Genomic DNA, 24510 nt, shown 5'->3' on the forward strand with positions numbered 1-24510 from the left:
TCAGTAGAGTGCAGAGAGTGAACGCCTACGAGGATTCCGTACGCTTCGCCGTACTGGGGCCGGTCCGGGCATGGCGCGGTGAGCGGGAGGTGGACGTCGGTTCCCCGCAGCAGCGGGCGGTGCTGGCGGCGCTGCTGCTCCGGCGAGGACGTCCCGTCACGCTCGGCGAACTCATCGACGCGGTCTGGGGCGAGGAGCCGCCGGCGGCCGCCGTGTCGGTCGTACGGACGTATGTGTCGCGTCTGCGCAAGGGGCTGGAGCCGGGACGCGAAGCCGCCGACGCTCCTCGGGTCGTTGTCTCGGTCGGTGACGGATATCTGCTCCGGATCCCCGAAGGCGCCCTGGATCTCGGGGTGTTCGAGCAGCGGGTCGCCGAGGCCAGGAAACTGCGCGCCGGTGGCGATCCGTCCGCGGCGGCCGGTCTGCTGCACGCCGCGCTCGGCGGCTGGCAGGGAGCGGCCCTGGCCGGAGTGCCCGGACCGCTCGCCGAGTCCGAGGGCTCCCGGCTGAACGAACAGCGGCTGGCCGCGCTGGAGATGCGGCTGGACGTCGACGTGGAACTCGGACGCCACGGCGAAGTCATCGCCGAACTGGTCTCGTTGACCGGGAAGTACCCGCTGCGGGAGCAACTGTGCAAGCTGCTCATGCTGGCGCTGTACAGGTCCGGTCGGCAGGCCGAGGCGCTGGCCGCCTACCGCGGGACGCGCGGCACTCTGGTGGCCGAGCTGGGCATCGAGCCCGGCACGCCGCTGAAGGACCTGCACGACCGCATCCTGGCCGCCGACGCGTCTCTGGACGCCCGGCCGCCCCGGCGGACCCGGCCGCCCGAACCCGAACCCGGACCGTCCGTGAAACCGGCCTCGCCGGTCGTCGCGCACGCGGCGATTCCGGCTCAACTGCCCGCCGACCTGCCGACGTTCATCGGTAGAGAGGCAGAACTCGACCGAGTACGGGCCCTGTTGCCCGAAACGGACGACGTTCCGACGACGGTGGTGATCGGCGCGATCGGCGGTATGGCCGGTATCGGCAAGACGACCCTGGCCGTGCACTGGGCCCACGAGATGGCCGACCGCTTCCCCGACGGACAGCTCTACGTCAACCTGCGCGGTTTCGACCCGACCGGCGTGGTGGTGACGCCGGACGACGCCATCCGGACGTTCCTCGACGCGTTCGGCGTCCCCCCGATGCGGATTCCCGCGAGTCTCGACGCCCAGGCGGCGCTCTACCGCAGCATGCTCGCCCAGCGGCGGGTGCTCGTCCTGCTCGACAACGCCCGCGACACCGAGCAGGTGCGCCCGCTGCTGCCCGGTTCCCCCGGCTGTCTGGTCATCGTCACCAGCCGCAACCAGCTCACCGGTCTGGTCGCCGCGGAGGGGGCGCACCCGCTGACGCTGGACCAGCTCACACCCGCCGAGGCGTACGACCTCCTGGCGCGCCGCCTCGGCGCCGACCGGCCGGCGGCGGAACCGCGGGCGGTGGAGGAGATCATCACGCGGTGCGCCCGGCTGCCGCTGGCGCTGTCCATCGTCGCCGCCCACGCGGCCGCGTATCCCGGCTTCCCGCTCAGTGCCATCGTCGACGAGCTCCGCGAGAGCCACGGCAGCCTGGACGCCTTCGCGGGAGGCGACGACATCACCACGGACGTACGGGCCGTCTTCTCCTGGTCGTGCAAGGCGCTGTCCGCTCCGGCCGCGCGCCTCTTCCACCTGCTGAGCCTGCATTCCGGGCCCGACATCTCCGCGCCCGCCGCGGCCGCGCTCGCCGGGCTCCCGCCGCGCGAGGCCCGGGGCCTGCTCGTCGAACTCACCCGCGCCCATCTGCTCACGGAACACTTCCCCGGCCGCTACACCCTGCACGACCTGCTGCGCGTGTACGCCGCCGAGCGGGTCCACGCCGAGGAGACACCGGGGGAGCGGGACCGGGCGACGGAGCGGCTGCTCTCCTGGTATCTGCACACCGCCGACGCCGCCTACCCGTACATCACCCCGCGCCGCCTTCGGATCCCCCTCGATCCGCTGCCTCCCCTGTGCAGGCCACGGGAGTTCAGCACGCACGACGAGGCGCTCGGCTGGTGCGAGACGGAACGGAGCAACCTGGTCAGCGTGGTGCACCAGGCCGCCGCCTCCGGGTATCCGGGTATCGCCTGGCGGCTGCCCGCCGTCCTGTGGGGGTTCTTCTATCTCCGCAGCCACATGCACGACTGGCTCGACACCGCCGGGGTGGGGCTGGCCGCCGCCCGCGCCGCCCATGACCGGGTGGGGGAGGCCCAGGGCCTCGCGGACCTGGGCGCCGCCCTGCGCAGCTCGGGCCGGCTCGACGAGACGATCGACCACCTGCGTCAGGCGATGGTCGCGTACCGGGATCTCGGGGACCACGACGGCAGGGGGTCGGCCGTGTCCAACCTGGGCGACGCCTATCTCCAGACCGGACAGCTCGCCAAGGCCGTCGAGTACACCCGCCGCGGGCTGGCCATCGAACGGGTCATCGGGAGTGCCTGGGGCGAGGGGATCGCCCTGAGCAACCTGGGTGACGCCTACCAGCGGCTCGGCCGGTTCGACGAGGCCGTCGACTGCCTGGACCAGGCGCTGGCCGTTCTGCGCGTCAACGGCAACCGGTGGGTCGAGGGCGTCACCCTCGACATCCTCGGCACCGTCCACCGGCGTCTCGGGCGCCATGGCGCCGCGGTCGAGTACCACCTCCAGGCGCTCAGGACCCACCGGGACATCGGCAACCGGTGGGGCGAGGGCCACACCCTGAGCAACCTCGGCGACGTCCGTCTGGAGGCCCGGGAGCCGGAGGCCGCGCGCGAGAGCTGGCTTCAGGCGCTGGCCATCTTCGTGGAGTTCGATCATCCGGACGCCGAGAAGGTCCGTGCGCGGCTCGGCCGCCTGGAGAACGGCCCGCCCGGCGCCCGCGCCCAAGGGGCTGCCGAGCCGGGGCGGACCGCCTGACATACGTCTCCTTCGCTTCCCGCGCTGCCGATGTCTTCGGTGCGTTCGGTGCGTTCGGTGCGTTCGGTGCGTTCGGTGCGTTCGGTGCCTTCGAAGTCTCCGACGTCTTCGGTGTCTTGGAACTCCCAGGCGTCTTCGGCGTCTTCGGTGTCTCGATCAAGGTCCGGCCGAGGCTCCGGGGGGAGGAGCCCCGGCCGGGTTCACCCGAACAACGGACCGCGGCGGAGGTCGGTTCAACCGTGGGTCAGCTCGCGTCGTGGTAGACGCGACCACTGGCGTTGGCCGTCGCTCCGTCGTAGAGGCCGGTCGGGCTGGTCACGGTCGAGAGCGTGAACCACGCGTAGCGCTCGACGAAGTCCAGGCCGTCCAGCATCGTCGTCGACGACCTGATGAAGTCGGTCTGCTCCTGCTCGCCGGGATAGCGGGGTGTGCCCCGGGAGAAGTCGATCAGGCCGTACTCGGTCAGCCAGATCGGCTTGTGGTAGCGGTCGTGTACGGCCTGGAGGTAGCCGCGCAGCTGGTCGGTGGCCGCCGGGCCGAAGTCGGCGCCGTACCAGTGCAGGGGGATGAAGTCCACCCGCAGACCGCGCTGGGCGGCTCCCTGCATGAAGCGGTCCAGCCAGCCGCCGGCCACGTCGGCGCCGGTGGCGACCGCGGGAGCGCCCAGGCGCAGGCCGGTCGCCTCCAGCCGCGGCCACAGGTCGAGCGCCTGCTCGGGAGTCATGGCGGCCTGTTTCGGTGAGTCCGGCTCGTTGAAGCCGAGCAGTTCCCTGCCCTCCGTGGCGGCCTGGCCCAGTTCGGCGTCGGTGACCGAGCCGGGGCCCCAGATCATCGGGACGTAGTCGACACCGGCCGGCTTGGTGACGGCACCGGTGGAGGACGCCCAGTCGAAGTACCAGGACGCGCCGGAATCGGCCAGCGCCTGGGAGGCGCCGTCGACGGGGTTCAGGCTGACGCCCTTGCGGCCGGCGGCCGGGGTCTGCTTCCCGGGACCCGGCGGGGCGGCCGTGGTGGCGGGGTCGGTCGGGGCGGCGGCGCCGGTGCCGAAGGCGACGGTCAGGCCGGCGCACCTCGTGCACTGGTACATGACCTTGTTGCCGGGCTCGGCGTCCTGCTTGGACCAGGCGTACGCGGTGGGGCACTTCTGGTTGATCATGTCGCTGTAGGGGGTCTTCGCGTCCCGGTCCGGGTTGACGCACACCAGAGGCGTGCCCGTGCCCGGGTCCTTGACGAGGTTGTCGGCCGGGCAGCCGGACAGCAGGTCCTCCGCGCAGCCGGCGACCGCGCACGCCCCGCTCGTCGGCGGTGCCTCGCCGTCGGGCGTGATGGTGACGGGTGCCGCGACGGCGTTGACGTAACTGACGTCGTACCAGGGTGCCAGGGAGTCGGCCGGATCGAAGTTGAACTCGGCGAGCCCCGTGGGCTGTTCGCCCGTGGAGCAGCGGTCCGCGAAGGGTCCGCAGTCACCGACGGCACAGTGGAACGTACTGCCCTCCTCGCCGCCGCAGCCCTGGCGGGCGAAGAAGGTGCCGCGCCAGTGACCGGCCCCCTCGCGCTCGGGGACGGTGAGGGTGGCGGACTGGCCCGGGTCCAGCACCGGCAGGCCGGTGAGCGCGGTCGAGCCGTCGGCGTTGACCGTGCTGCCGACCCAGATGCGGCTGTCCGTCCTGTTCTGGAGGGTGACGGTGTGCTCGGCGGTGCCGACGTCGGCGGCGGGTCTTCCGTGGAGGTCTGCGCTGCCGGAGCGATGCCGTTGCATCGCCATGGCCGTGCCGGTCACGCCGACGACGACCAGGAGCAGAGCCAGGAGTAACGAGGTGCGTCTGCGCATAGAGCGGGTGCCTCTCCATCGGGCGGGGGCTGAAACGGCGACGAGATCGTCGCCGCAGGCACGACGGGCGGGCGGGGGTGGATGGTTCACCCGGCGGCGGATGTCAGCCCTGTCGAGCCCTCGAGGTGGTCGCGTTCGTGTTCTGCCCGGTGTGCACGCGGGTGGGCACGGGGGTGGAACGTGAGGGGGAGCCCGTACCGCGGGAGACCGAGTGAGTGGAGGAGACCGAGTGCGTGGAGGAGATCGAGTCGAGCGCGGACCTGCGTCCCGCGTCGCTGAGCGGGGGCGGCGGCTCGTTCGTCGCCAGGTGCGCGGGACCGACCAGCGCGGACAGGGGCGTCATGGGGCTGAGGAGAGCAAGGGGCACGGGGTCGTGGCTCCCGAACAGCGGGGTGGTCTCGGTCAGGGGGAAGGCATGGCCGTGGACCGTCGGTTCCCAGCCCGGGTCGCTGAAGTCGGTGTCGCTCAAGGCGCGGACGGCCTGCCCGGCCTGCTGGACGGGGGTGGGTGTCGGGCTCACGGGGACGGCGGTGACTCTTTCGAGTCTCGCGTTCTGGGCAGCCTGGAAGCCGATGGCGTCACTGAGCTGGTCCTGGCCCGGATCGCGGGAGTTGTCGGTGCTGGAGGCGTACCGCGCCCGCTGGGCCGCCTGGAAGGCGAGGCCGTCGCTCATCTCGTTCTCGCCCGGATGGTCGAAATCACTCCTGACCGACGACGCGACCGAGTTCCGCCGAGTCGACGCCGGGCGCTCCCAGAGTGCGCGGACCTGCTCGAACTGCTGTCGGTCCTGGGCCATGGCGGTGGTCTGGGCGTTGGTCATGGCCTCGGCGGCCGTGGCCGTCCGCGGTACTGGGCCCTGCGACAGGTTCCGCGTTCGCCGCGGCGGGTCATCGCTCGGGGGAGCGTTGCGCCGCAGCTCCCTGAGGTACGCGTTGTTGGCGTACATCGCGACGCTCGGCATGCTCGTGGGGGATCTGTCGTACGCCTTCCTCCACTTCTTCTCGGTTCTGACCAGCTCCAGAACCGCGTCCTCGAAGGCCTCCCGCGCACCGGGCGGAAGCCGGCTGATCGTCGCTTCGAAGGCTTCCCTCGACGCGGGCGCCGGCTGGGTGGAGAGAGCCTGCTCGGGCGACCCGCCCCTCGTCCCCGAAGCCGAGTCGGGCTCGCTCCGGCCGGATCCGTCGGCCTCCGGCCCGCCGCCGGCCGAGGGAGCGCCCCCGCGCGACGGTGACCGGCCTCTGAGGCTGTCGATGAAGCGCCGCAGCTCGTCCGCCAGTTGATCCCAGGCGCTACCGGTGTCCCTCGGGCGCGCTGTGCCGCCGGGACGCCTGCCTCGCAGGGCGTACTCGGTCTGGAGCAGGCTGCGCGCCAGCCCGAGTTCGGGGGAATTCGGCTGCGCGGGCAGGGTGTTTCTGGTCGGCCGCCTCCCGGCCGGGGAAGCGACGCTGTCATTCGCCATGGTTGCCCCTCATCCCTGTCTGAACCTCGCCATGCCGGATGTGCGACGTCGGGTCGGCGCGCGGGTCACGCCCCGCGCAGCTCGAACCCGTGCGGCAACGGCAGCAGACCGGGAGGCAGCGGGGCCTCTCGGAACCACGCGGCGCCCTCCTCGGGAAACCACGCGGCGCCCTCCTCGGGAAACCACGCGGCGCCCTCCTCGGGAAACCACGCGGCGCCCTCCTCGGGAAACCGCGAGGCTCCGCCCTCGGGAAACCGCGAGGTGGCGTCCTCGGGAAACCGCGAGGTGGCGTCCTCCTGGAACGACGGGGTGTCGGCGACCGGTCGCGCGGGGGCCGTCCGACGGGCGTAGCAGCCGTCCGCGCCGGACGCGGACCGGCGGCGTTCCAGCAGACCCTGCGACGCGGACCGCCACGCGTGGGCTGTGGTCATGGGCGAACCTCCCGAACCTGTCGGCTGTGATCCGTCGGCCGGGTGCCGACGCCAGTCGGAGGAGAACAACGGACCCGGCGCGCCCGGCGGTTCAACCAGTCGCCCCCGAAAGGGGCTTCGGTGTCCCGTGATCGTGCCGCTCGTGGGCGTGCCGCTGGTCGTGCCGTCGGCGCGTCCCACGGCCGGGCCCGCACCGCCGCGAGCACGCTGCGGGCCCGGGTGGGGACCGTCAGCTCCTGCGGGAGCCGCCGGGCTTCTTCTTCTGCTGGGACCCTGTCGTCCCGCCGCTCGGCTTCGGCTTCCTGCTGCTGTGCCCGTGCCCCGACGAACTGCTCTGCACCGGGGCCTCGGGCGGAGGACTGGGGTTCCTGGGGGCGGGTTCCAGGGGTGCTCCGAAGCCCGAGGAGGCCGAGCCCGTGCTCGGGGTGCGCTCCTGGGCGTCGTACGAGGAGTTGTACGGCCCCGTCCCCGCAGCGGGAGCGGGGGTGTAGTCGTTGGCGTTGACCCGGTTCAGGGGTTCGCCGAACTGGCTGTCGGAGGAGGTGCTGCCACCGCCGCGATTCGCCTGAGAATTGGGGAAGTAGGACTGACGGTCCACCGAATCGATCTGTGGCGTGGCACTCATGGTGTACCCGGAGTAAGGGCCGGAGGCCGTTGCGCCCGGGCCGCCGCCGTAGGTCTGCCTCGCGTTCTGGTTGCCGTAGTACTGGTCGAAATACGAAGACCGAACGGCACCCGGTTCCTCACTGGGTGAGACCGCCAGGCTCATGTTGGACATGGTGGTCGCGAGCGGATTCTCGATTTCGTAGTTCGGGGTGTCGAAGTGCGGCGCCGGGCCGCTGGTTGCCGTGTAGCCACTGAACATCTGGCCTCCGGTGGGAAGCTGATTGCGGGCGTTGGACATGTACACGCCCTGCTCGCTGCTCAGGGTGTTCACCGGGCCCAGATAACCGCCGGAGCCGTGACTGGAGACCGTGGAGTCCGTCTGGAAGGACTCCCTCACCGTGTTTCCGGGCGGGAACTGCGGGTTGGAGCCCGACGACCGGGACGACTCGCTTCCTCGCGCCTCCTGCGCGGAAGCGACGGCCTGGAGCCTGTCCTCCAGCGTTTGCGCCGCCGAGGGCGCGGCGGGCCAGTTCTGACCGGCCTGCGAGCTCTGCGAAGGATGACGTTGCCATCCTGCGATCTGCTCACGGGTCGCCGTGCTGTGCGGGAACTCCGTGCCGGCGGCCGTCACGAAGACGGCCTGGTCGGGGTCCCACTTCGCGTTGTCGAGAATGCTCCTGAAACCGTCGAGCGACTGCTGAAGTCCCTGACGGTTCCTGAGTATCGAGCGCGCCACCTGCTGGGTCTGATACTCCCGGCTCTGCTCCTCGAGATACGACGGCGTCCGATCGAGGGTCATGACCTGGTCCCAGGAACTCTGGGATCGGACCGTGAACGTGTCGACCTCGTCCAGTACGGCCGTTTGCTGGTTCCGCCGCCGTACGTGGAACGTCACGCCATCGACTTCCCCCCTCGCCATCTTGTTCAGCAGTTCAGGCATCTCGATCGTCTTCAGCACGCTGTTCTCGTCTATCCCCCGGTAGACGTCCGCGTGAACCGTCCCGCGGGATTGGGCCATGAAGGTCTGAGATGCTTCGCCCCACATGTAGTTCAACGAGGGCGAGGACGACGCACGGTCGTGTCCCGTCTCTAGCCCGTCGAGGATCGCCGCCCCGGGAGTACTCTCCAGCGTCCTTCCGTTGTTGAACTCCGCCCTCAACTCCGCCGGCATCCCGGTCGTCTTCGACCATGCGCCGGTGTTCCTGACGTGCTTGGCGCCCGCCTCCACCAGAGCGTCGGCCCATTTACGGGGCTTGCTGTACGCACTCTTGCTCTGATTGTCCAGCCACCAGCGGGCCCGGACCGAGAAGGCGCCCTGCTTGTTCAGCTCACGCACCAGGTTGTGGACCACCTGGGTGTTCGCCACGGGCTGCCGTCCCGCGTTGATCTCGCGCCCCTCGAACCTCACTTGGTTGTAGAAGGCGGTCATGGCGGCGTGGAGAGCGGGATTGTCCGCCTCTCGCAGACCCCGGTAGCGGTTCAGACGTTCGAAGGATTTGTCTCGCCCCCGCCGGAATGCCCTTTCGTCGAAAGCCATCGCGGTGCCTTCCCTTTCTGCCCGACGAGCAGCCGCCGCCTACCCGCACAGCGGATCGAACGGGACGGGACCGGCGATTGCTCACGTGATCGTGTGCGGTTGCCTTGCGGGCGGTTGCCACCGCCCTGTCTTTCTCGACAGGCAACAACGGCAGGCGCCCTGCCACGGTTCACCCGCCCTCGGCCTGAATCCGGCGGGGATCCGGCGGGGATCCTGGACCTTCCCGGTACGGCAGCGCGGTCAGTGGTCGAGCGCTGACGGTCGTGCCGAGTGATCTTCTCCGACGCCGGGGAATCGCCGGATCCGTGAACCCCGTACCTCACGCGTGCGTTGTGGTGACCGGACGGGACCCGGACTTCGTTGTTCCGCGGGTTCCTCGACCACTGTCCGACGCGGCTCTCACCGCACATCAGGAAGGAGCGCCATGACGGTCCAGACGCCTGACGCCGAGCAGGCGACCGCAGCGCCCCCGGAACCCTCCCGGGCAGCGCCCCCGGAACCTTCCCCGGAATCCGCAGCTCAGGCCCCGCAGGGCAGTCCGCCACCGTCCCCCGCGCCGAAGTTCATCCTCTATCTGGAGTCGCCGGAGTACGGACGGGCGCTGCGGCAGCTCACCCTGTGGGTGCACCACGTGCTGCTGCCGGTCTACGGCCGGGAGGTCACCTCCATGGCCCTGTGGTGCTCGCGCTGGTGGGAGCACCCGGAGGCGGTGGCCCAGCTGCACGGGCTGTGGCTCGCCTGGGGGGAGCTGAGCGACACCGGCTCCGAGTCCGGCTTGAGCGGCCCGGCGAGCTGGCACCGGGACTTCCTGGGCCCGATCATGCAGAACCTGCGCGACCCGTCGGGTGTGTTCGCCGGCTGCAAGCCGGGTTCGCACCGCCCCAAGGAGGTGCCCGCCGTCGACGCCGTCGACCCGTTCGGGCCGCCGCCCGGGCCGCGGCCCGCCCAGGGCTGACGGACCCGTTCGGCGTTCCGGCGGAACGAGGGGCGGGCCACGGCGGCTCGCCCCTCGTCCCCGTTCTCGTCCCGGTCCTTTTCCTCCCTCTCCGCGTCCCCGTCCTGTGCCCTGTCCTCGTCCTCGTGTGCGTCGAAGGTCAGGCGTCCGGCCGGACCACCCCGAGGATCTCCATCGACGCGGCCGGGGAGACGTACACCCAGCGGCCGGGCCGGGGAGCCTGGATGATCTTGCCGCCGCCGATGTAGAGGGCGACATGGCTGGCGTCGGCGAAGTAGATGATGAGGTCGCCGGGGCGCATGTCCTCGATGGGGACGTGCTTGAGCCGGCGCCACTGCTCCTCCGAGGTGCGCGGGATCGGGTGGCCCGCCGCCAGCCAGGCCTGCGAGGTGAGGCCGGAGCAGTCGAAGGAGTCGGGGCCCTCGGCTCCCCATACGTAGGGCTTGCCGAGCTGCTGGGTGGCGAAGGCGATGGCCTTCTTGCCGGCCGGGGTCGCGTCGGTGCCGACCTTCTCGAGGATGCCCGTGCCCACCCACTTCGCCTGGGCGTCGGCGGCCTCCTGCTTCTCCAGCGCGGCGAGCCGCTCGACCTCCTTCTTCTCCAGCCGTGACTCCAGATTCTTCGCGTCGTCGATGTGCTTCTCGATCGCCTGGCGCTCGGTGTCCTTGGTGCGGCGGCTCGCCCGCAGACTCCTCAGTTCGTCCGCGGCCTCGTCGGTGCGGGTCCCCAGGTCCTTGCGGGTGGCACTCAGGGCGGTCAGCACGCCTTGGGTGGCCTGCTGTGCCTGCCGGGCCAAGGACGCGTTGTCCAGGGCGCGTTCGGGGTTGTCGGAGAGGGCGAACTGCATCTCGGCGGGCAGGCTGTCGCCCCGGTACTGGGCGCGGGCCGCCGCCCCCGCCAGGTAGGTGAGGCGGCCCAGTCTCGACTCGGCCGCCTCGATCCGGCCCTGGAGCGTGTGGACGCGCTTCTCCTGCTCGCCCACCTTCTCGTCGGCGGCGTCGTACTTGTTCGTGGCGACCTCCGCGTCGTGGTAGAGGCGCTTGAGTTCGGCGCGTACCTCGGTGAGGGTGCTGGGCTCGGCCCGGGCCGGCTGCGGGGCCGTCGCCGTCAGGGCGAGGGCCAGGGTGACGGTCGCCGCCGTCCGGTGGCCGTGTGCGCGCAGAGTCCGTCTCATCTGTGCCGAAGCTCCTTTCGTGGGCGTCGCGTGGGGTGTGCGGGGCGGGGTCGTCACCACAACGGGGCAGTGGCGTCCGGTGGTTCAAAGCGGGGGGTGAACCGGCCGGACGCGCGACCCGTTGTGCGTCCCAGGTGCGGTTTCGCGGACGAAGGGATCGGTATGGGCGCGGAGTTGGTGCTGCTGGCGCTGTGCACGGGGTTCGGCCTCGGCTTTCTGACGCTGGCGACACGGTCGGCGCTGGGGGCCGTACGGCTGTGGGTGCGCGGACTGCGGGTCATGGGCCACGTGACGCCCCGTAAGGCGTCGGACCGGCGGTGGGGCGGGCTCGTGGTGTTCTCCGACCACCTGGGGCGGGGGCTGATCTTCGACCCGGGGTGGCGGGGGCCGCTGTGCGGGCTGCCGCCGGTCGGCGGCAGCGTGCCCGTGGTCTACGCGCAGGACCGGCCGGCCACGGCCCGGTTGTGGACGCTGCGGTATCTGCTGGCGCCGTCGTTCGGATGGTTCCTGTCCTCGACCCTGGCGTTCGGCACCGGCGTCGTGGTCTCGTCGTGAGCCCTCTGCACCCGTGTCGTGGGCTCGTCGTGAGCCGGGGCTCGTCGTGAGCCGGGGCGCGGCGGCGGCGCGGCGGGGCGGGGGCGGATCCGACGGCCTCGGGCGGGTTCACGGGGTCGACGTGCTGCGCGGGTTCGCCCTGTTCGGCATCCTGCTCGTCAACGCCCAGCTCATGGCGGGTCCTTACACGGCGTTCGGCGGCGGCCCCGACGCCTCCGGCATCGACCGGGCGGCGGCGTGGGCGGTGACCGCGACCACCACCGTCTATCAGCTCCTCTCCTTCCTGTTCGGCTACAGCTTCGTCCTCCAGAGGCGTGCCGCCGGGAAGGCGGGTGCCGCGTTCGCCGCGCAGCATCTGCGGCGTACGGCCGGGCTGTTCGCACTGGGTCTCGCGCATGCCGTGCTGCTCTATCCCGGCGACATCCTCATGACGTACGCCGCTCTGGCCCTGGTGCTCTACGGCCTGCGCGACCTCGGCCCCCGGGCCGCCCTGCGGGTCGCGGTCTGTCTGGTGGCGGGCCTGGCCGTCCTGCTGCTCGGGTACGGGCTGGCGACCGTCGCCCTCACCGAGCCGCTCACCCCGGCCCGGTACGCCCCGCAGGTCGCGGACGCCGTGGCCGCCTACCGGGGCGGTGCCCTGTCGGTGATCGGGGCGCACCTGCGTGAACTGCCGACCGCGCTCGGCGCCAACCTGATGTACGCCCCCGACATGCTGGCCGCGTTCCTGGCCGGACTCGCGGCGGCGAAGGCGGGACTGGTCGAGCGGCGCGGGCGGGACCGGGTGTGGCTGCGGCGGACGGCCGCACGGTGGCTGCCGGTCGGTCTGGCCGGCGGCGCGGTCACCGCGTGCTGCGCGAACGGGCCCCTGGACAGCCGGTGGTTCCTGGTCGGCCACGCGGTGTCGTTGCTGACCGCGCCGGCCCTCACGGTGTCGTACGCGTGCGGAGTGCTCCTGCTGGCCGACGCGCTGCGCCCGGCGGCGGGCGTGCTCGCCGCCTCCGGGCGCATGGCGCTCAGTCACTACCTCACCCAGTCGCTGGTCCTGGCCTGCGTGTTCACCGGGTACGGCCTCGGGCTCTACGACCGTGTCGGCACGGCCGTCGTCCTGGCGGGCTGCGTGCCGCTGTACGGCCTCCAACTGGCCCTCGGCGCCTGGCTGATGAACCGGGTCCGGTACGGGCCCGCCGAACTGGTGCTGCGCACGGTCACGCTGGCGCGGCGTCCCGCCCCGGGACCGTCTTCTCCAGGGCCACGCCCGGCAGCAGACGGCCCGCTGCCCGTTCCGTGATCGCCGCCGTCTCCGCCTTCGCCGCCGCCGAGATGACGCCCGCGCCGGGCTCCTTGTACCAGGGGCGCAGCCGGATCAGGGCGGGCCTGACCCCGGTCGCGAGGAGCAGCGCCGTGCCCTTGGGCAGCGCGCGGATCCTGTCGGGCGGCAGGACGGCCTCCTGACGGTAGGAGTACGAGCGTGACGTGCCGTCCTTGCTGCGCGAGATGCTCGGGGTCCTGACGTCGTGCTGGCCGACCAGGGTGGAGATCTTCTGGACGAAGTCGGCGTCGTCCAGGCCCGCGCCGAGGAGCTTGATGGTCGCTGCGCTCCACAGCGCGTCCATCCCGACCTCGCCCCACACCCGGGCTCCCTGTCGGTAACTCTGGAGCAGCGTCACGACGTTGATGCCACGGGAGCCGAAGTGCGAGTACAGATCGGGGAGATCGGAGATGCGGCAGACGTTCGCCGCCTCGTCGAGGACCGCGGTCAGCGGCGGGTCGAGGCGCCCGCCCATGCGCTCGGCGGCGACGACTCCCGCCCGCATGGTCGCGTCGGCGAGACCCGCGATGACGCCTGCCGCCGAGCCGCCGCCGTCCTTGGACAGCAGGTAGAGCGTGTCGTGGCCGAGGACGTGCCGGTCGGGACGGAACTCCGGGAGGTCGGGGTCAGGGGTGACCCAGGCGAGGATCTCGGGGTCGAGGAGGCAGGAGACGGTCTGCCGGGCGGTCTCGTAGATGCCGTCCCGCGTCTCGACCGCGCCCCGCACCGTGCCCTGCAACTGCTCGGCCATCGCGACGAGTCCGACCTGGCGCAGGAGGTCGATCGGGGCGCGGTCGGCGGGGTCGGCGAGCCAGGCGAGGATCTCGGTCACCGGGGCCCGGCCCCGCGCGGCGGCGAGGAAGAGCGCGGTGAGCGTGTTCTGGGCGGCCGAGATCCAGAAGTCCTTCTTCGCGGTGTCGTCGTTGACGGACGCGACGAAGTGACCGGACATCCGGCGGGCGCCCTCGATGGTGTGGCACTCGCCGAGGAGGTTCCACCACATCGCCCGCGGGGTGTGGGCGATGCCCTGCGGGTCGAACGTCCAGACCGTGCCCGCCTTCGCGCGCTCGGCGCGGGTGACGGCGTACACGTCGGCCTTGTTGGACGTGAGCAGGACGGCGCCCTGGGCGCGCAGCACCCGGGGCACGGCGATCCCGGTCGACTTGCCGGCCCGGGGTGCCATGAGGTCGAGTTCCACGTCCTCGTAACTGCTGCGCAGCTCGGGGCCCTTGGGATCCAGGTCGCCGAGGAGGTTGCCGGTCTCGTCCGGGTGCACCTGGTCGCGGCCCTTGAGCCCGGGGCGCAGTTCGCGGGCGCGGGCCTCGATGCCCTTCGGGCACATGGCGGCGAGTTCACGGCGCCCGGCCAGGCCCTTGGGGCGGGCCGAACGGTCCATGAAGAGGCGTACGACGAGGGCGACGGGCAGCGCGACGAGCGCCAGCAGGCCGAGCATGCCCGCGTAGACGGCGGCGGCCGGCGCCGTGGGCCACAGCGCGCCCGGTCCGTCGGAGACCAGGTGGGTGACGGTGGAGAGGGCGAACGGCGGTGCGTCCCAGCCGTTGCCGGAGAGACCGGCCCCCAGAGTGCCGCCCGACCAGGCCACGGTGAACATCAGCAGACCGGTGCCGGCGAGGGCGACGATGGCCCACGGCAGCAGGTCGTGCGGGTCGCCGCCACCGCCGCGGGAGGCGCTCACGCGGTCCACCGCCCGGCCGCCGCCTCGGTTCCGGGAGTGCCGGGGAATCCGTGGACACCTTCCTGGGCGGCCCGCGCCACCTGCTCGGCGGCACGGGCGGCGGCCTGCTCGACTGCCTCCTCGTTGGTCGTCCAACGGGTGTTGGTGTTGTGCAGCCGGCGCTCCGCGTCGGTGATGGCGACCTTGATGGGGATGCCGGGACGGCCGCCGACCTTGATGAGGAAGCGGCCGCGGCCCGGCGGTTCCTCGTTGTCGCCGTTGACGCCCCAGCCGGGCGGTGAGGACCAGGACGACACGAGTTCGATCTCGCGCCGGGACAGGCCGACCACCTTGCCGAGGTCCTCCATCTCGGTCTTCGGCAGCCCGGCGCACACCACCATCCCGGCCCGCTCGACGAAGCCGCGGGCCTTGGCGCGGTCGGCGTCGGTGCCGAGCGCCTCGGCGTCCTTGAGGGTGTGGGTGATCTTCGCGTCGCCGAGGCCGAGCGAGCGGTTCAGCCGGGTCAGCGCGTCGATGCGGTCGACGATGCCGGAGGCGGCCCGCAGCGGGCGCCACAGTTCGTCGAGGACGGTGAAGAACCAGCGCCTGGGGGCGAGTCCGGCGTCCGCGAGGGCGTGCGAGGCGGCCACCGTGCCGAGTCCGTCGGACCAGGCGGCGAGCATCGCGGCGGCGGTGAGCTGGGTGTCCGCCTCGCCGATGCCGGAGATGTCGATGCACACGGCGGGCGCGTCCGGGTCGATCCGGGTGGACGTCTCGGAGGCGAAGGTGTCGCCGAGCGGGCCGTCGAGGATGCCGAGCAGCGAGCGGTGCAGCGGGTCGACGGCGTCCCGGTAGCGGGCGTCGTCACCCCGGTCGAGGGTGACCGCGCGGACCCGGGGCGGGCCCTCGGTCAGCACCCGCAGCACGTCGGGCAGCAGCAGCGCGCGGCCTCCGACGGTGCGCTCGCGCAGATGGTGCAGGACGGCGGAGAGCACGGACTGCTCGTGGTCGTCCATGGGCCGCCCGCGGACGATGGTGATGAGGGCGGCGACCATGTTCAGTACGCGGCCGTGGGCCTCGGCCTTCAGGACCTCGCCGGCCTCGCCGCCGATCTTCGCGGCGGCCTCGCCCATGGCACCCGGGTCGAGGACGTTGATGCCGCCCCGGCCGCGGCCGATGGAGATCACCTGGCCGCCGAGCGCGCGGACGGTGTCGGCGTAGTCCGGCTTGAGGTCGCCGAGGACGAGCGGGACGACACCGGTCGCGGCGAGCCCGATCAGCATCCGGTTGATCAGGGTGGACTTGCCCAGGCCCGGCATGCCGAGCATGAACAGCGAGGGGTTGGAGATGTAGCGGGCCCGGGTGAACCAGTTCAGCGGGTCGCCGCACACGGTGGCGCCGGTGAACAGGTGCTGCCCGAGCGGGACCCCGGTCATGGGCGAGCCGGAACCGGCGGCGAAGGGCCACATGCCACAGGCCTGCACGGTAGTTGCCCGCCACATGGTGGGCGGGTCCATGTAGCCGACGCGCCCACCGCCCACGCCGTACCAGCCGCGGTGCGGGACGAACAGTTCCTTGGGCTTCGCCGGAGTCTTCTCCTTGGGGGACTTTGCGGACCTGGCGGACTCGGGCGGGCTGCCCGACGGGACGGTGGCGGGGGCGAGGCCCGTTCCGCCGTCCCGGCCGCCGGAGCTCCCCGCCCTGGACTGCTTCTTCCGTCCGGACGTCTGCGCCCAGGGCTCCGCGCCGGTCCCGCCGGGGGCAGGTGCCCTGAGCGCCTGCTCCTCGGCCAGCCGGTCGGCCCGCTCGGCCTGCTTCTGCTCGCGCCGGCTCACAGCGCCTCCTGAAGTTCGTGCGGGACGAGGGTCTGCTCCCAGGGGAGGATTCCGGCGGGCAGGGTGCAGCTGAACGCCGCCGCCTGCATCCGGTCCGCGGGCCGCATCAGCACCCGGGACGCGGCGGTCAGGTTGCGGACGGTGACGCTCGCGTCCGCCAGTTCCTCCACGCTGTCGACGGTGACCGTCAGCATCAGCGAGAACTCGACCAGTCCGGCGCCCGACGCCTCCTCGGCGGCGGTCTGCTCCGCCGCCCTCACCTCGGAGGCCGCGCGGGCCTGCACCATGCCCTTGCCGGACGACGCCATGAACTGGGCGCTGCGTCGGTCCGCCTCGACGATGCGGGCCGAGGTGGCCGGGTCGATGGGCCGGTAGACCAGGGCGACCCGCTTGCGCCGGGTGCCGGGGGCCGCCTCCAGCATGCCCCGGAGCACCGAGGAGCGGATGGTGCCGCGCGGCGCCAGGGTCAGCATCCAGGTCCGGGAGACGCCGGAGTCGTGCTGGTAGCTGTTCACGGTCTCGACGGCGGCGGCGGGCCCCGCGTCGTCCCACTCCAGACCCGTTCCGCCCTGCTGGGCGCGGGCGTTGAGGACGTCGGCGGCGACGGCGGGGTCGTAGGCGACCCGGACGACCTCGGCGATCCGCTCGGCCGACAGCGGGTACGCGGCACCGCCGCCGGCCGCGACGAGCCCGCTGAGCAGGCCCGGGATACGGATGGCGAGATCGGTGATCACGTCGTCCTTCTTGCGCCGCTGGCCCGGCGGGATGCCGTAGGTCAGGGTGATGTAGGTGTGCATCTCGGAGGACGCGCTGGGGTACCGCTCCACGACCTCCTCCATGACCGCGCGGGCGGCCGGCGGAGCGTCGGGGTGGATGCGGGGCAGCACCTCGTGGGCGAGCCGGGTACCCGGGTCGGGGGCGGTCTCCACGATCACGGTGGCGCCGCGCAGACCGGGTTCGTGGGCCAGCCGGGCCAGCCACTCGCCCCACAGCGCGACCCAGACGTCGACCTGGTCCGGGTCGATGAGCGAACCGCCGTCGGGGTCGCAGCCGAGGACGATCGTGTACAGGTTGCGGACCGGGTGGTGCAGGACGCCGAAGGGGCGGTCGTAGGCGTCCCGGCCCTCGGTCGCGGTGACCTTGTTGAGCAGGCCCGGCGGGCGGAACCGGCCACCGGGGCGGGCGGACAGCGGGCCGGAGACGTAGAGGTGCGCGCCCTTCGCCTTGCGGCGCATCCATCCGATGCGCAGGGTGATCAACTGGTAGACGTTGCGCCCGTCCTGGGTACGGATGGCGAGCGGCACGAGGAACACGACGACCGGTACGAGCACGACCAGCGCCGCGTACAGCGAGATCAGCGACGCCAGCAGGGTGACGACGAGTCCGCCGAAGACCCCGAAGGTGCCGACGAGTCCGAGCGGTCCGAGCCCCGGCCGCCGTGGCCTGCGCCAGTTTCCGTAGGTCGGATGGATGACGGCTTCCGTGGACATGAGTCCGGTTTCCCTTCGTGGAGTGACGGGGGCGGCGCGGCGGTGGGAGACCGCCGGGCTCCCAGGGGGGAGCGGGAGCCCGGCGGCCGTTCATGGGGGGGGAGGGTCGGGGAGGGGAGACGACGGGGAGTCGGCCGGTCACCGGCGGGGGCCGCCCGCGGGTGACGACCGGTCGCGCCCGCGCCGGGCACGCGGTCCGGACGCCGCCGTCTCCCCGGGGATCACTTGTTGTGGCCCAGTTCGCCGTCGGCGCCCTCGACGGCGCCGGAGACGGTGGAACTCGCCACCTGTGCCGCGGCCACCGCCGCGAGGACGGCGACACCCGCGGGTCCGGCCGCCGCTGCCGCGCCGCTCGCACCCCCGCCGGCCGCTCCGGCACCCGAGGCACCGGCCCGGCCCGCCCCGGCCGCGCCACCCGATCCGGTCGCGCCGGCCTCTCCGCTCCCGCCGGAGGAGCCGCCCGCACCGGACGAGCCGCCCGAGCCGCCGGATCCGGTCGCTCCGCTCGGACCCATCTGCCCGCCGCCGCCCGAGCCGCCGCGGCTGCCGCCGAGCTGGACGGCGCCACTGGCCAGGCTGGAGCCCGCCTGTCCGATGCTGGACATGGGGTTGCCGGTGCCCATGGCGGCCGTCGCGGGAACGATGAGCTTCAGCAGCGCGGGCAGCGCGATGGCGGACAGCAGCATCACGCCGATGCCGGCGATCCGGGTGTTGATGGTGGCGGTGTCACCGGTGCCGCTGTTCTTGCCCGAGTTGATCATCGCCATGCCCGCGTTGAGGACGAGGGCGACCGCGGGTTTGTAGAGCAGCCAGGCGATCATCCAGCCGATGTGCTTGCGCCACCAGCCGGCGCCCCAGTCCGTCATCGAGGCGGCGGCGGCCAGCGGGAGCGTGCCGAGGAGCAGCATCATCACGCCGAGCCGGATGTACATCAGGACCGTGTGGACGATCCCGGCGATCAGCAGCAGGAACGCGAGGACCAGCAGCAGGAAGGACTGGATCCCGCTGCCGTCCGAGCACGCTCCGACGTTGCTCAGCGAATCCCGTACGGCGTTGTTGAACAGGTAGTTGGAGTAGCTGTCCCCCACGGCCGCGGCGGCCACGACGACGGTGGTGGCGGCACCCGAGACGAGCACCACGCGCATGATGCCCTTCAGCGCCGTTCGGCCCGCGTCGCCCTTCCGCTCGATGGCCATGCGGCAGGCGGCGAAGAGCAGCGAGCCGACGGCGAGGTAGACCACGATCCACTGGGTGTCGCTGCTGATGTCCTTCGACGTCTGGGTCTGCTCCAGCGTCGGGACGTTGGTGGTCAGCGCCGCGAACACCGCGACCGCGCCCGCGAGGATGGTCTTCGCGATCAGGTCGACGATGGTCCCGATGGGATCGCCGAGAAAGCTGAAGAACCCCTTCACCAGGTCGATGACCGGATTCCCGGACGTGCAGTTCACGTCAAACCCCCCAAAGAATGAAGCCGTTGGTGCTCTGGACGGCCGACACCGGCGTGTGCAGCGAACCGTTGTCGTCGGGCTCGACCTTCCAGTCGCCGCCGCTCCAGAGCAGGGAGATGTCGGTCGCCGCGTATCCCTGGGCGCTCTTGAGGAGCAGGCGGACGGTCGCCGCCGTGTCCGTGTACGAGGTCACCGAGAAGCCGGTGTACGAGGCGACGGCCGTACCGCTGTTCTGGCTGTCGGTGCTCTGGACGGTGCCGCGCTGGAACTCGAACATCTTGCGGCCCTGCCCGGAGACGACCTGCTGCTCGGTGACGGTGCGCCAGTCGGATCCGCTCATCTGCGAGGGGATGATGTGGGCGGCCAGCGCGGCCCCGGTGGGCGTGTGCGCGTAACACCACCACAGGGGCCCCTGGATGCGGGTCGGCCCCGCCGAGACGGAGACGGGCACCCGCGCGACACCGAGCGTGCGCCAGCTCACGTCCTTGGGCGCGGCCTGCGGCAGTGCCGCGCCCGCGCTGTCGTCGGTACGGCAGCCGTGGGGCCGGCCGTCCTTCGTGGCGGACGCGCCGGCCAGCGGGCCTTCGGAGGCCGCGGCGTTCGCATGGGCCGTGGTCGTGTCCGGGCCGGACAACATGGTGACGATCCCGCCCACCACGACCACGATGCCGAGGAATCCCGCCGACAGCTGCCAACCGCGCTGCTTGTAGTACGGACCGGACTCCGCGATCCGGCGCTCCCTGCGTTTGAACATCACGACCGTCCGCCGGGCCTACGCGAAGACGAAGCTGATCAGCGGGCCCGCGGTGGCCACGAGGACACAGCCGCCGAGCACCATGCCGAGCCGGCTCATGTGCTCCGAGCTCTCACCCCGCTTGACGGAGACGGCCATCATCGCGCCGGTGATCAGCACGCCGGCGACACCGGCGGCGGTGCCGGCCCAGGCGGCTATGCCGAGGACGGTGTTGACCTTGGAGGTGAGTTCGCCGGGGGCGTTGGCGGCGGGTTGGGGGACGCCGGCGGCGAGGATGTTGGAGGCTTCGTAGAGCAGAGAGGACATGAGGATCTCCGAGGGATTCGGCGCCCGGCACGAGCGGTGGGCGGGAAGGTGACTGGCTGTACGACTGGGTGTGCTGGGTCAGGGGCCGAGGAGTTGGAGGCTGCCGAGGGCCGCGACGAGCGGACCGGCGCAGGTGGCGACCAGGCAGCTCAGGGTGACGAAGAAGACGCCGCGGAAGTGCTCGCCGCCCTCGCCGGGGTCGCCGCGGCGCAGTTGGAGCGCCATCTGGATGCCGACGATGATCAGTCCGCCGACGCCACAGGCCGAGGCGCACCAGGCCAGCAGGCCGAGGATCGTGTCGGCCTCCACCGGCGGGGTGTAGGCGGCCAGGAACCGCGCGTCGAGGAGGGGGTGGGTCACGACACGGCTCCCTCGCCGTAGAGCTCGCCGCCCACCAGCTTGGCGAGCGTGACGAGTTGTCTGGGGACGGACTTCGGGCGGCCGCCCGTACGCCAGGCCGGTATCCACGGCACACGGTGCACGCGGGCGACGGAGCGGAGCACGCGGACGCGGCGCAGCAGACCGAGCGGCAGCCGTCCGGGGGCGTCGGCGACGAGGACCACGCCCAGCAGTTCGAGGCCCTGCGGGGCGTTGCCGTCCGTGAGGGCGCCCAACGCCTGGGAGACGGACCGCAGTCCGCGCGCGCTGGTCCGGCCGACCAGGACGACCCGGCGTGGCTCGCCGCGGGCGGGGTCCGGCCAGCGGGCTCCCACCTCCACCCCGCCGAACGCCTCGGCCAGCGAGGTCGCGCCGGACCCGCCGTGCGCCTTGACCCAGCCGACCTCGTCGCGCGACGTCCCGCGCGTCGCCCTGGGCCGCTTCGACTGACCCCAGGCCGCCTCCGCGTCGGCGGCGGCGGGCGCCGAGCGCCGCCCGGGAGCGGACTTCGACGAGACCGCCTTGGGCCGGAGCGCGACCGGCGGGGCCTGCGCAGCCGCGGTGAACACCGGCTGGGCGGCGCGGACTTGACGTGACGTGTGCTGAACCGCCGGGGCCGGAGCGAACACCGGCTGAGCCGCGGGGACTTGTTCCGGCGCGTACCGGACCGCGCGGTCCTGCGCGGACGCCGGCTGGGCGGCACGGGCCTGCGGTGACGTCGGTTGGGTCGCGTGGGCCTGTGGTGACACCGGCTGAGCCGCGTGGGCCTGTGGTGATGCGGGATGGCCCGCGGGACCGGGGCCCTCGGGGTGCGCGGGCTGTCCGGTGGGAAGCACCGGCCCCCCGCTGGGGGCCGGGGTACCGGCCGGTGGCACCGGGGTGACCGGTCCGCCCGGCGCCGCCGGCCGGCCGGTTCCGTCGGTGTCAGGAGCGGGCCGCGCTTCCGGCGGCGTCGGCTGCGGGTTCTTCGGTCCCCGTACCCATGACCCCGGGCCCGACGGCATTGCCGAAGGAGTGCCCATGTGTGCCCCGCCCCCCTCTTCGCTTGCTGATCCGCTGCTCTGGCTCATCTGGTTTCCACTGGTTTGAACTTATTTGCTCCGGGCGCCGTTTCGATCTGTCGAGCCCGTCGGACAGCACAACGGGCCATGTGGCCACAGCGGTTCAAGGCGGAGGGAAGAAGGCGGGCGCCCATGAGCGGAGAAGGCGGAGAAGGCGGTTCGTCGACCGCCGTCAGGAACGGGATCATCGCGGGCACCGGCTGCGGTTGCCTGCTGTCGCCGCTCGCCCTGGCCGGAACGCTGGTCGTCGTCGTGGTCCTGGGCGGGTTCGGTGTTCTGCTCGCGCCGCTCATCGCGCTGTACCTGCTGTTCCACGGCGGAGGCGGCAGTCCCCCGAGCCAGGCCGACGCGGACCAGTCGCTCGGCATCTTCCAGGGCGACGGCAAGGGTCAGCTCGACACCTCCACCGTCCCCGCGGACCTGGTGGACCCGATTCAGAAGGCCGGTGAACTGTGCGGCGCCATCGGCCCGATCGTCATCGCCTCGCAGATCGAGAAGGAGTCCGGTTTCAACAGCGCCCTGGTCGGCCCGAACGGCGAGCAGGGCCTCTCGCAGCTACCGCCCGACATCTTCACGCAGTACGGCAAGGACGACGACGGCAACGGCAAGACCTCGGCCCTGGACGCGAAGGACTCGATCATGGCGCAGGGCCGCTACCTGTGTGAACTCGCCAAGCAGGGCCAGCAGATGGTCGACAACGGCGAGGTGAACCAGAGCGACGGGAACGGCACCACCAACACCGTCCTCGACCTCGCCCTCGCCGGTTACGACGTCGGGATGGACGCCGTCCACGCGGCCAAGGGGGTGCCGCAGACGAACGAGGCCCAGGGCTATGTCCTCGCCATCCGCGCCCAGTTCGCGAAGTACCAGGGAATCGGCGCCCCTCCCTCGGGCGCCACCCCGGGCGTCACGCCCACCCCTGACGCGACCACGACCACGAGCACGCCCGTCACCACTTCCACCCAGACCGCCGCATGAGGAGGACAGCCGTGGCCCACTTCGATGTGTACATCTCCGGCGAGGGGCTCGCCGAGATCGACGGACACACCCTTGTTCCGGCGCCCGGCCAGTCCGTGCACGAGGCCGTCCTCGACCGGTTGCAGGGGCACGCGGAGGAACGTGCGGGCGCCGTCGTGGCGACGGTCTACGACAGCCCCGGCGCCGCCCGCTTCGTCCTGGAAGTACTGCCGGACGGTTCGAGCCGCGTCCTCGAACCGGAGGAGGAGCCGTCCCACGAGCCCGGACCCGCGGCTCCCGCGGCGGCCGTTCCCGTCGCCACCGTCGTCGTTCCCCCCTCCGACGCGGACACCGCCTCCGCCGTCGCCACCGCGGTCGCCCGGGCCCGCGCCACGGCCGCCGCCCGCGCCGAGGTACCCGACCCGGGCGCCGTCGCCGCGCCCGCCGTCACCAGCGGTCTCCCCGACGGCCTCACCGAACGGATCGGCCGTATCAACGCGCTCGCCGCCGACGGCCGGCTCGACGAGGCGTTCGCCGACGCGACCGCGCTGCGCGAGAGCCTGACCGCCTCGATGGGCGCCGAGCACCCGCACGCCGTGGAGGCGCGGGCCGTCGAGGCGTACCTCGCGCACCTGCGCGGGGACCACCGGGAGGCCATCGTGCTGGCCCTGGCCGTGGCCCGGATCCGGTGCCGGGCCAGGGACGGCAGGGCACCCGCGGAGGTGGCGCGGGCCGCGGCGGCCTGGCAGCAGCTCGACGACGACCGGGCCGTCGTCGCCCACGGGCGCGAACTCCTGCACATGTGGCACACGTTGGACCGGCACGGCCTGCTGCCCCCCGGCTACGCGGCACTCGTCGGTCAGGTCCGCGGACAGGTCGACGCACTGGAGGCGTACGTCTGAGTCACCGCGCGCGACCTCACGCGTACCGCCGGTCACACCCGACCCGACCAGCTCGTCCATCACTTCGTAGACCCGACGTCAAACGAACGTGGAACACCCCTCGGAACACTCCGTTCCCCAGGAGGCCCCGACCCCAGGTCCCCCTTGACCGGGGCCGGTCATCCCAAGGACAGGAGCACACCATGAACGTCATGGTCATCGGATCGGCGAGCGCGGTCTCTCCCGAGGAACGGGCGCTGCGTGACCTCTACCTGGAACACGGCCCGGCGCTCTACACGTATGTCCTGCGCATGCTCGGCGGGGACACGCACCGCACCGAGGACGTCATCCAGGAGACGCTGCTGCGCTGCTGGAACAAGCGGAACCTGGCCGACGACGAGGGGATGGCCGTACGCCCCTGGATGTTCCGGGTCGCCCGCAACCTTGTCATCGACGCGCACCGGACGCGGATGGCGCGGCCGTTGGAGATAGGCGGCGCCACCTGGCTGAGTGAGCTGGGCGCCGAGGTGGACGACATCGAGAGGATGCTGTCGTCGATCGTGGTGCGGGAGGCCCTGCGGACGCTCACTCCCGCTCACCGCGACGTGATCCGGGCGACGTTCTTCGAGGACCGCACCACCCAGGAGGCGGCCGAGGCGCTGGGCATCCCGCAGGGCACGGTCAAGTCGCGGGTGTACTACGCGCTGCGCAGTCTGCGGCTGGCGCTGCGCGAACACGGTGTCTTCGCGGACGAGGACGGCCGACCGCGGGAGCAGGAACAGGAGCCCGAGCGGCAGCAGAAGCGGGGGCAGGACCCGGATCGGCAGCAGGAGCAGGAGCAGGAGCAGCGGTACGAGCAGGGGCGGGAGCCGGTCCGGGCGGCAGCCTGACCACGGACCACACCCGCCCGCGCCTGA

At 72.3% G+C, this 24510-nt stretch carries 19 protein-coding genes and 1 pseudogene; 7 read left to right on the forward strand and 13 right to left on the reverse strand.

Translation table 11 applies throughout. The features are described 5' to 3' along the window. Positions 1-17 precede the first annotated feature (17 nt). Positions 18-2951 carry an AfsR/SARP family transcriptional regulator gene (locus ACIQRL_RS10780; protein ID WP_401329850.1) on the forward strand — a complete coding sequence of 978 codons (2934 nt, stop codon included), beginning with the start codon at positions 18-20 and terminating at the stop codon, positions 2949-2951. Between the two features lie 244 nt (positions 2952-3195). On the opposite strand, the gene ACIQRL_RS10785 is transcribed toward ACIQRL_RS10780, so the two are convergent. The 4 genes from ACIQRL_RS10785 to ACIQRL_RS10800 form a co-directional block, all read right to left on the reverse strand. Further along, positions 3196-4782, reverse strand: a complete 1587-nt coding sequence (locus tag ACIQRL_RS10785; RefSeq protein WP_401329853.1) for a glycosyl hydrolase — start codon at positions 4780-4782, stop codon at positions 3196-3198. A gap of 103 nt (positions 4783-4885) precedes the next feature. After that, a complete protein-coding gene (locus tag ACIQRL_RS10790; protein ID WP_401329856.1) occupies positions 4886-6241 on the reverse strand; it encodes a hypothetical protein in 1356 nt (451 codons plus the stop codon). A gap of 65 nt (positions 6242-6306) precedes the next feature. Then, positions 6307-6672, reverse strand: coding sequence for a hypothetical protein (locus ACIQRL_RS10795; RefSeq protein WP_401329859.1), 366 nt, complete (start codon positions 6670-6672; stop codon positions 6307-6309). Between the two features lie 229 nt (positions 6673-6901). Beyond that, on the reverse strand, positions 6902-8815 hold the full coding sequence (locus ACIQRL_RS10800; RefSeq protein WP_401329861.1) for a hypothetical protein: 1914 nt from the start codon (positions 8813-8815) through the stop codon (positions 6902-6904). Between the two features lie 424 nt (positions 8816-9239). Between ACIQRL_RS10800 and ACIQRL_RS10805 the strand changes: the two genes are divergently transcribed. Further along, positions 9240-9770, forward strand: coding sequence for a DUF4913 domain-containing protein (locus tag ACIQRL_RS10805; RefSeq protein ID WP_401329864.1), 531 nt, complete (start codon positions 9240-9242; stop codon positions 9768-9770). A gap of 139 nt (positions 9771-9909) precedes the next feature. On the opposite strand, the gene ACIQRL_RS10810 is transcribed toward ACIQRL_RS10805, so the two are convergent. After that, positions 9910-10944, reverse strand: coding sequence for an NlpC/P60 family protein (locus tag ACIQRL_RS10810; RefSeq protein WP_401329867.1), 1035 nt, complete (start codon positions 10942-10944; stop codon positions 9910-9912). 162 nt (positions 10945-11106) lie between these two features. On the opposite strand from ACIQRL_RS10810, the gene ACIQRL_RS10815 reads away from it, so the two are divergent. Both ACIQRL_RS10815 and ACIQRL_RS10820 read left to right on the forward strand, forming a co-directional pair. Then, complete coding sequence (locus ACIQRL_RS10815; RefSeq protein WP_401329870.1) at positions 11107-11499, forward strand: hypothetical protein; 393 nt, start codon at positions 11107-11109, stop codon at positions 11497-11499. Between the two features lie 13 nt (positions 11500-11512). Beyond that, a complete protein-coding gene (locus tag ACIQRL_RS10820; protein WP_401329873.1) occupies positions 11513-12787 on the forward strand; it encodes a DUF418 domain-containing protein in 1275 nt (424 codons plus the stop codon). Here ACIQRL_RS10820 and ACIQRL_RS10825 read toward each other — a convergent pair. From ACIQRL_RS10825 to ACIQRL_RS10860, 8 genes are all read right to left on the reverse strand, one after another. Further along, the gene (locus ACIQRL_RS10825) at positions 12705-14504 is read right to left on the reverse strand and encodes a type IV secretory system conjugative DNA transfer family protein (protein WP_401329876.1); all 1800 of its coding nucleotides are present in this window, start codon (positions 14502-14504) and stop codon (positions 12705-12707) included. The two genes, ACIQRL_RS10820 and ACIQRL_RS10825, sit on opposite strands and share 83 nt — an antisense overlap. Next, positions 14501-16000 (reverse strand): ATP/GTP-binding protein, encoded by a 1500-nt coding sequence (locus tag ACIQRL_RS10830; protein ID WP_401330798.1) that lies wholly within the window; start codon positions 15998-16000, stop codon positions 14501-14503. The genes ACIQRL_RS10825 and ACIQRL_RS10830 overlap by 4 nt, the downstream gene beginning before the upstream one ends. A 314-nt stretch (positions 16001-16314) precedes the next feature. Continuing rightward, positions 16315-17808: an SCO6880 family protein gene (locus ACIQRL_RS10835; RefSeq protein WP_401329878.1), complete on the reverse strand. Its 1494-nt coding sequence runs from the start codon at positions 17806-17808 to the stop codon at positions 16315-16317. A 221-nt stretch (positions 17809-18029) separates the two neighbouring features. Beyond that, positions 18030-19256 (reverse strand): hypothetical protein, encoded by a 1227-nt coding sequence (locus tag ACIQRL_RS10840; protein ID WP_401329881.1) that lies wholly within the window; start codon positions 19254-19256, stop codon positions 18030-18032. Position 19257: 1 nt separating this feature from the next. Beyond that, a complete protein-coding gene (locus ACIQRL_RS10845) occupies positions 19258-20010 on the reverse strand; it encodes a hypothetical protein (RefSeq protein WP_401329884.1) in 753 nt (250 codons plus the stop codon). Between the two features lie 18 nt (positions 20011-20028). Beyond that, entirely contained in the window at positions 20029-20316 is a 288-nt protein-coding gene (locus ACIQRL_RS10850; RefSeq protein ID WP_355977472.1) for a hypothetical protein, read from the reverse strand. Between the two features lie 78 nt (positions 20317-20394). After that, positions 20395-20676, reverse strand: a complete 282-nt coding sequence (locus ACIQRL_RS10855) for a hypothetical protein (protein WP_401329888.1) — start codon at positions 20674-20676, stop codon at positions 20395-20397. Next, positions 20673-21263: a hypothetical protein gene (locus ACIQRL_RS10860; protein ID WP_401329891.1), complete on the reverse strand. Its 591-nt coding sequence runs from the start codon at positions 21261-21263 to the stop codon at positions 20673-20675. The genes ACIQRL_RS10855 and ACIQRL_RS10860 overlap by 4 nt, the downstream gene beginning before the upstream one ends. A gap of 624 nt (positions 21264-21887) precedes the next feature. On the opposite strand from ACIQRL_RS10860, the gene ACIQRL_RS10865 reads away from it, so the two are divergent. From ACIQRL_RS10865 to ACIQRL_RS10875, 3 genes and pseudogenes are all read left to right on the forward strand, one after another. Beyond that, on the forward strand, positions 21888-22733 hold the full coding sequence (locus tag ACIQRL_RS10865; RefSeq protein ID WP_401329894.1) for a transglycosylase SLT domain-containing protein: 846 nt from the start codon (positions 21888-21890) through the stop codon (positions 22731-22733). Positions 22734-22744: 11 nt separating this feature from the next. Continuing rightward, a complete protein-coding gene (locus ACIQRL_RS10870) occupies positions 22745-23614 on the forward strand; it encodes a hypothetical protein (RefSeq protein ID WP_401329896.1) in 870 nt (289 codons plus the stop codon). A 182-nt stretch (positions 23615-23796) separates the two neighbouring features. Continuing rightward, positions 23797-24342, forward strand: a pseudogene (locus ACIQRL_RS10875) (sigma-70 family RNA polymerase sigma factor); the annotation flags it as partial. Positions 24343-24510: the final 168 nt, after the last annotated feature.

The sequence above is a fragment of the Streptomyces sp. NPDC091209 genome, assembly GCF_044757755.1.
In the GTDB taxonomy this organism is placed as follows: domain Bacteria; phylum Actinomycetota; class Actinomycetes; order Streptomycetales; family Streptomycetaceae; genus Streptomyces.

Coding starts and splice junctions, on each gene's coding strand:
- ACIQRL_RS10835 (WP_401329878.1), bottom strand. CDS start 17,808: ATGTCCACGGAAGCCGTCATCCATCCGACCTACGGAAACTGGCGCAGG.
- ACIQRL_RS10850 (WP_355977472.1), bottom strand. CDS start 20,316: ATGTCCTCTCTGCTCTACGAAGCCTCCAACATCCTCGCCGCCGGCGTC.
- ACIQRL_RS10805 (WP_401329864.1), top strand. CDS start 9,240: ATGACGGTCCAGACGCCTGACGCCGAGCAGGCGACCGCAGCGCCCCCG.
- ACIQRL_RS10795 (WP_401329859.1), bottom strand. CDS start 6,672: ATGACCACAGCCCACGCGTGGCGGTCCGCGTCGCAGGGTCTGCTGGAA.
- ACIQRL_RS10790 (WP_401329856.1), bottom strand. CDS start 6,241: ATGGCGAATGACAGCGTCGCTTCCCCGGCCGGGAGGCGGCCGACCAGA.
- ACIQRL_RS10845 (WP_401329884.1), bottom strand. CDS start 20,010: ATGTTCAAACGCAGGGAGCGCCGGATCGCGGAGTCCGGTCCGTACTAC.
- ACIQRL_RS10800 (WP_401329861.1), bottom strand. CDS start 8,815: ATGGCTTTCGACGAAAGGGCATTCCGGCGGGGGCGAGACAAATCCTTC.
- ACIQRL_RS10815 (WP_401329870.1), top strand. CDS start 11,107: ATGGGCGCGGAGTTGGTGCTGCTGGCGCTGTGCACGGGGTTCGGCCTC.
- ACIQRL_RS10785 (WP_401329853.1), bottom strand. CDS start 4,782: ATGCGCAGACGCACCTCGTTACTCCTGGCTCTGCTCCTGGTCGTCGTC.
- ACIQRL_RS10865 (WP_401329894.1), top strand. CDS start 21,888: ATGAGCGGAGAAGGCGGAGAAGGCGGTTCGTCGACCGCCGTCAGGAAC.
- ACIQRL_RS10810 (WP_401329867.1), bottom strand. CDS start 10,944: ATGAGACGGACTCTGCGCGCACACGGCCACCGGACGGCGGCGACCGTC.
- ACIQRL_RS10830 (WP_401330798.1), bottom strand. CDS start 16,000: ATGGACCCGCCCACCATGTGGCGGGCAACTACCGTGCAGGCCTGTGGC.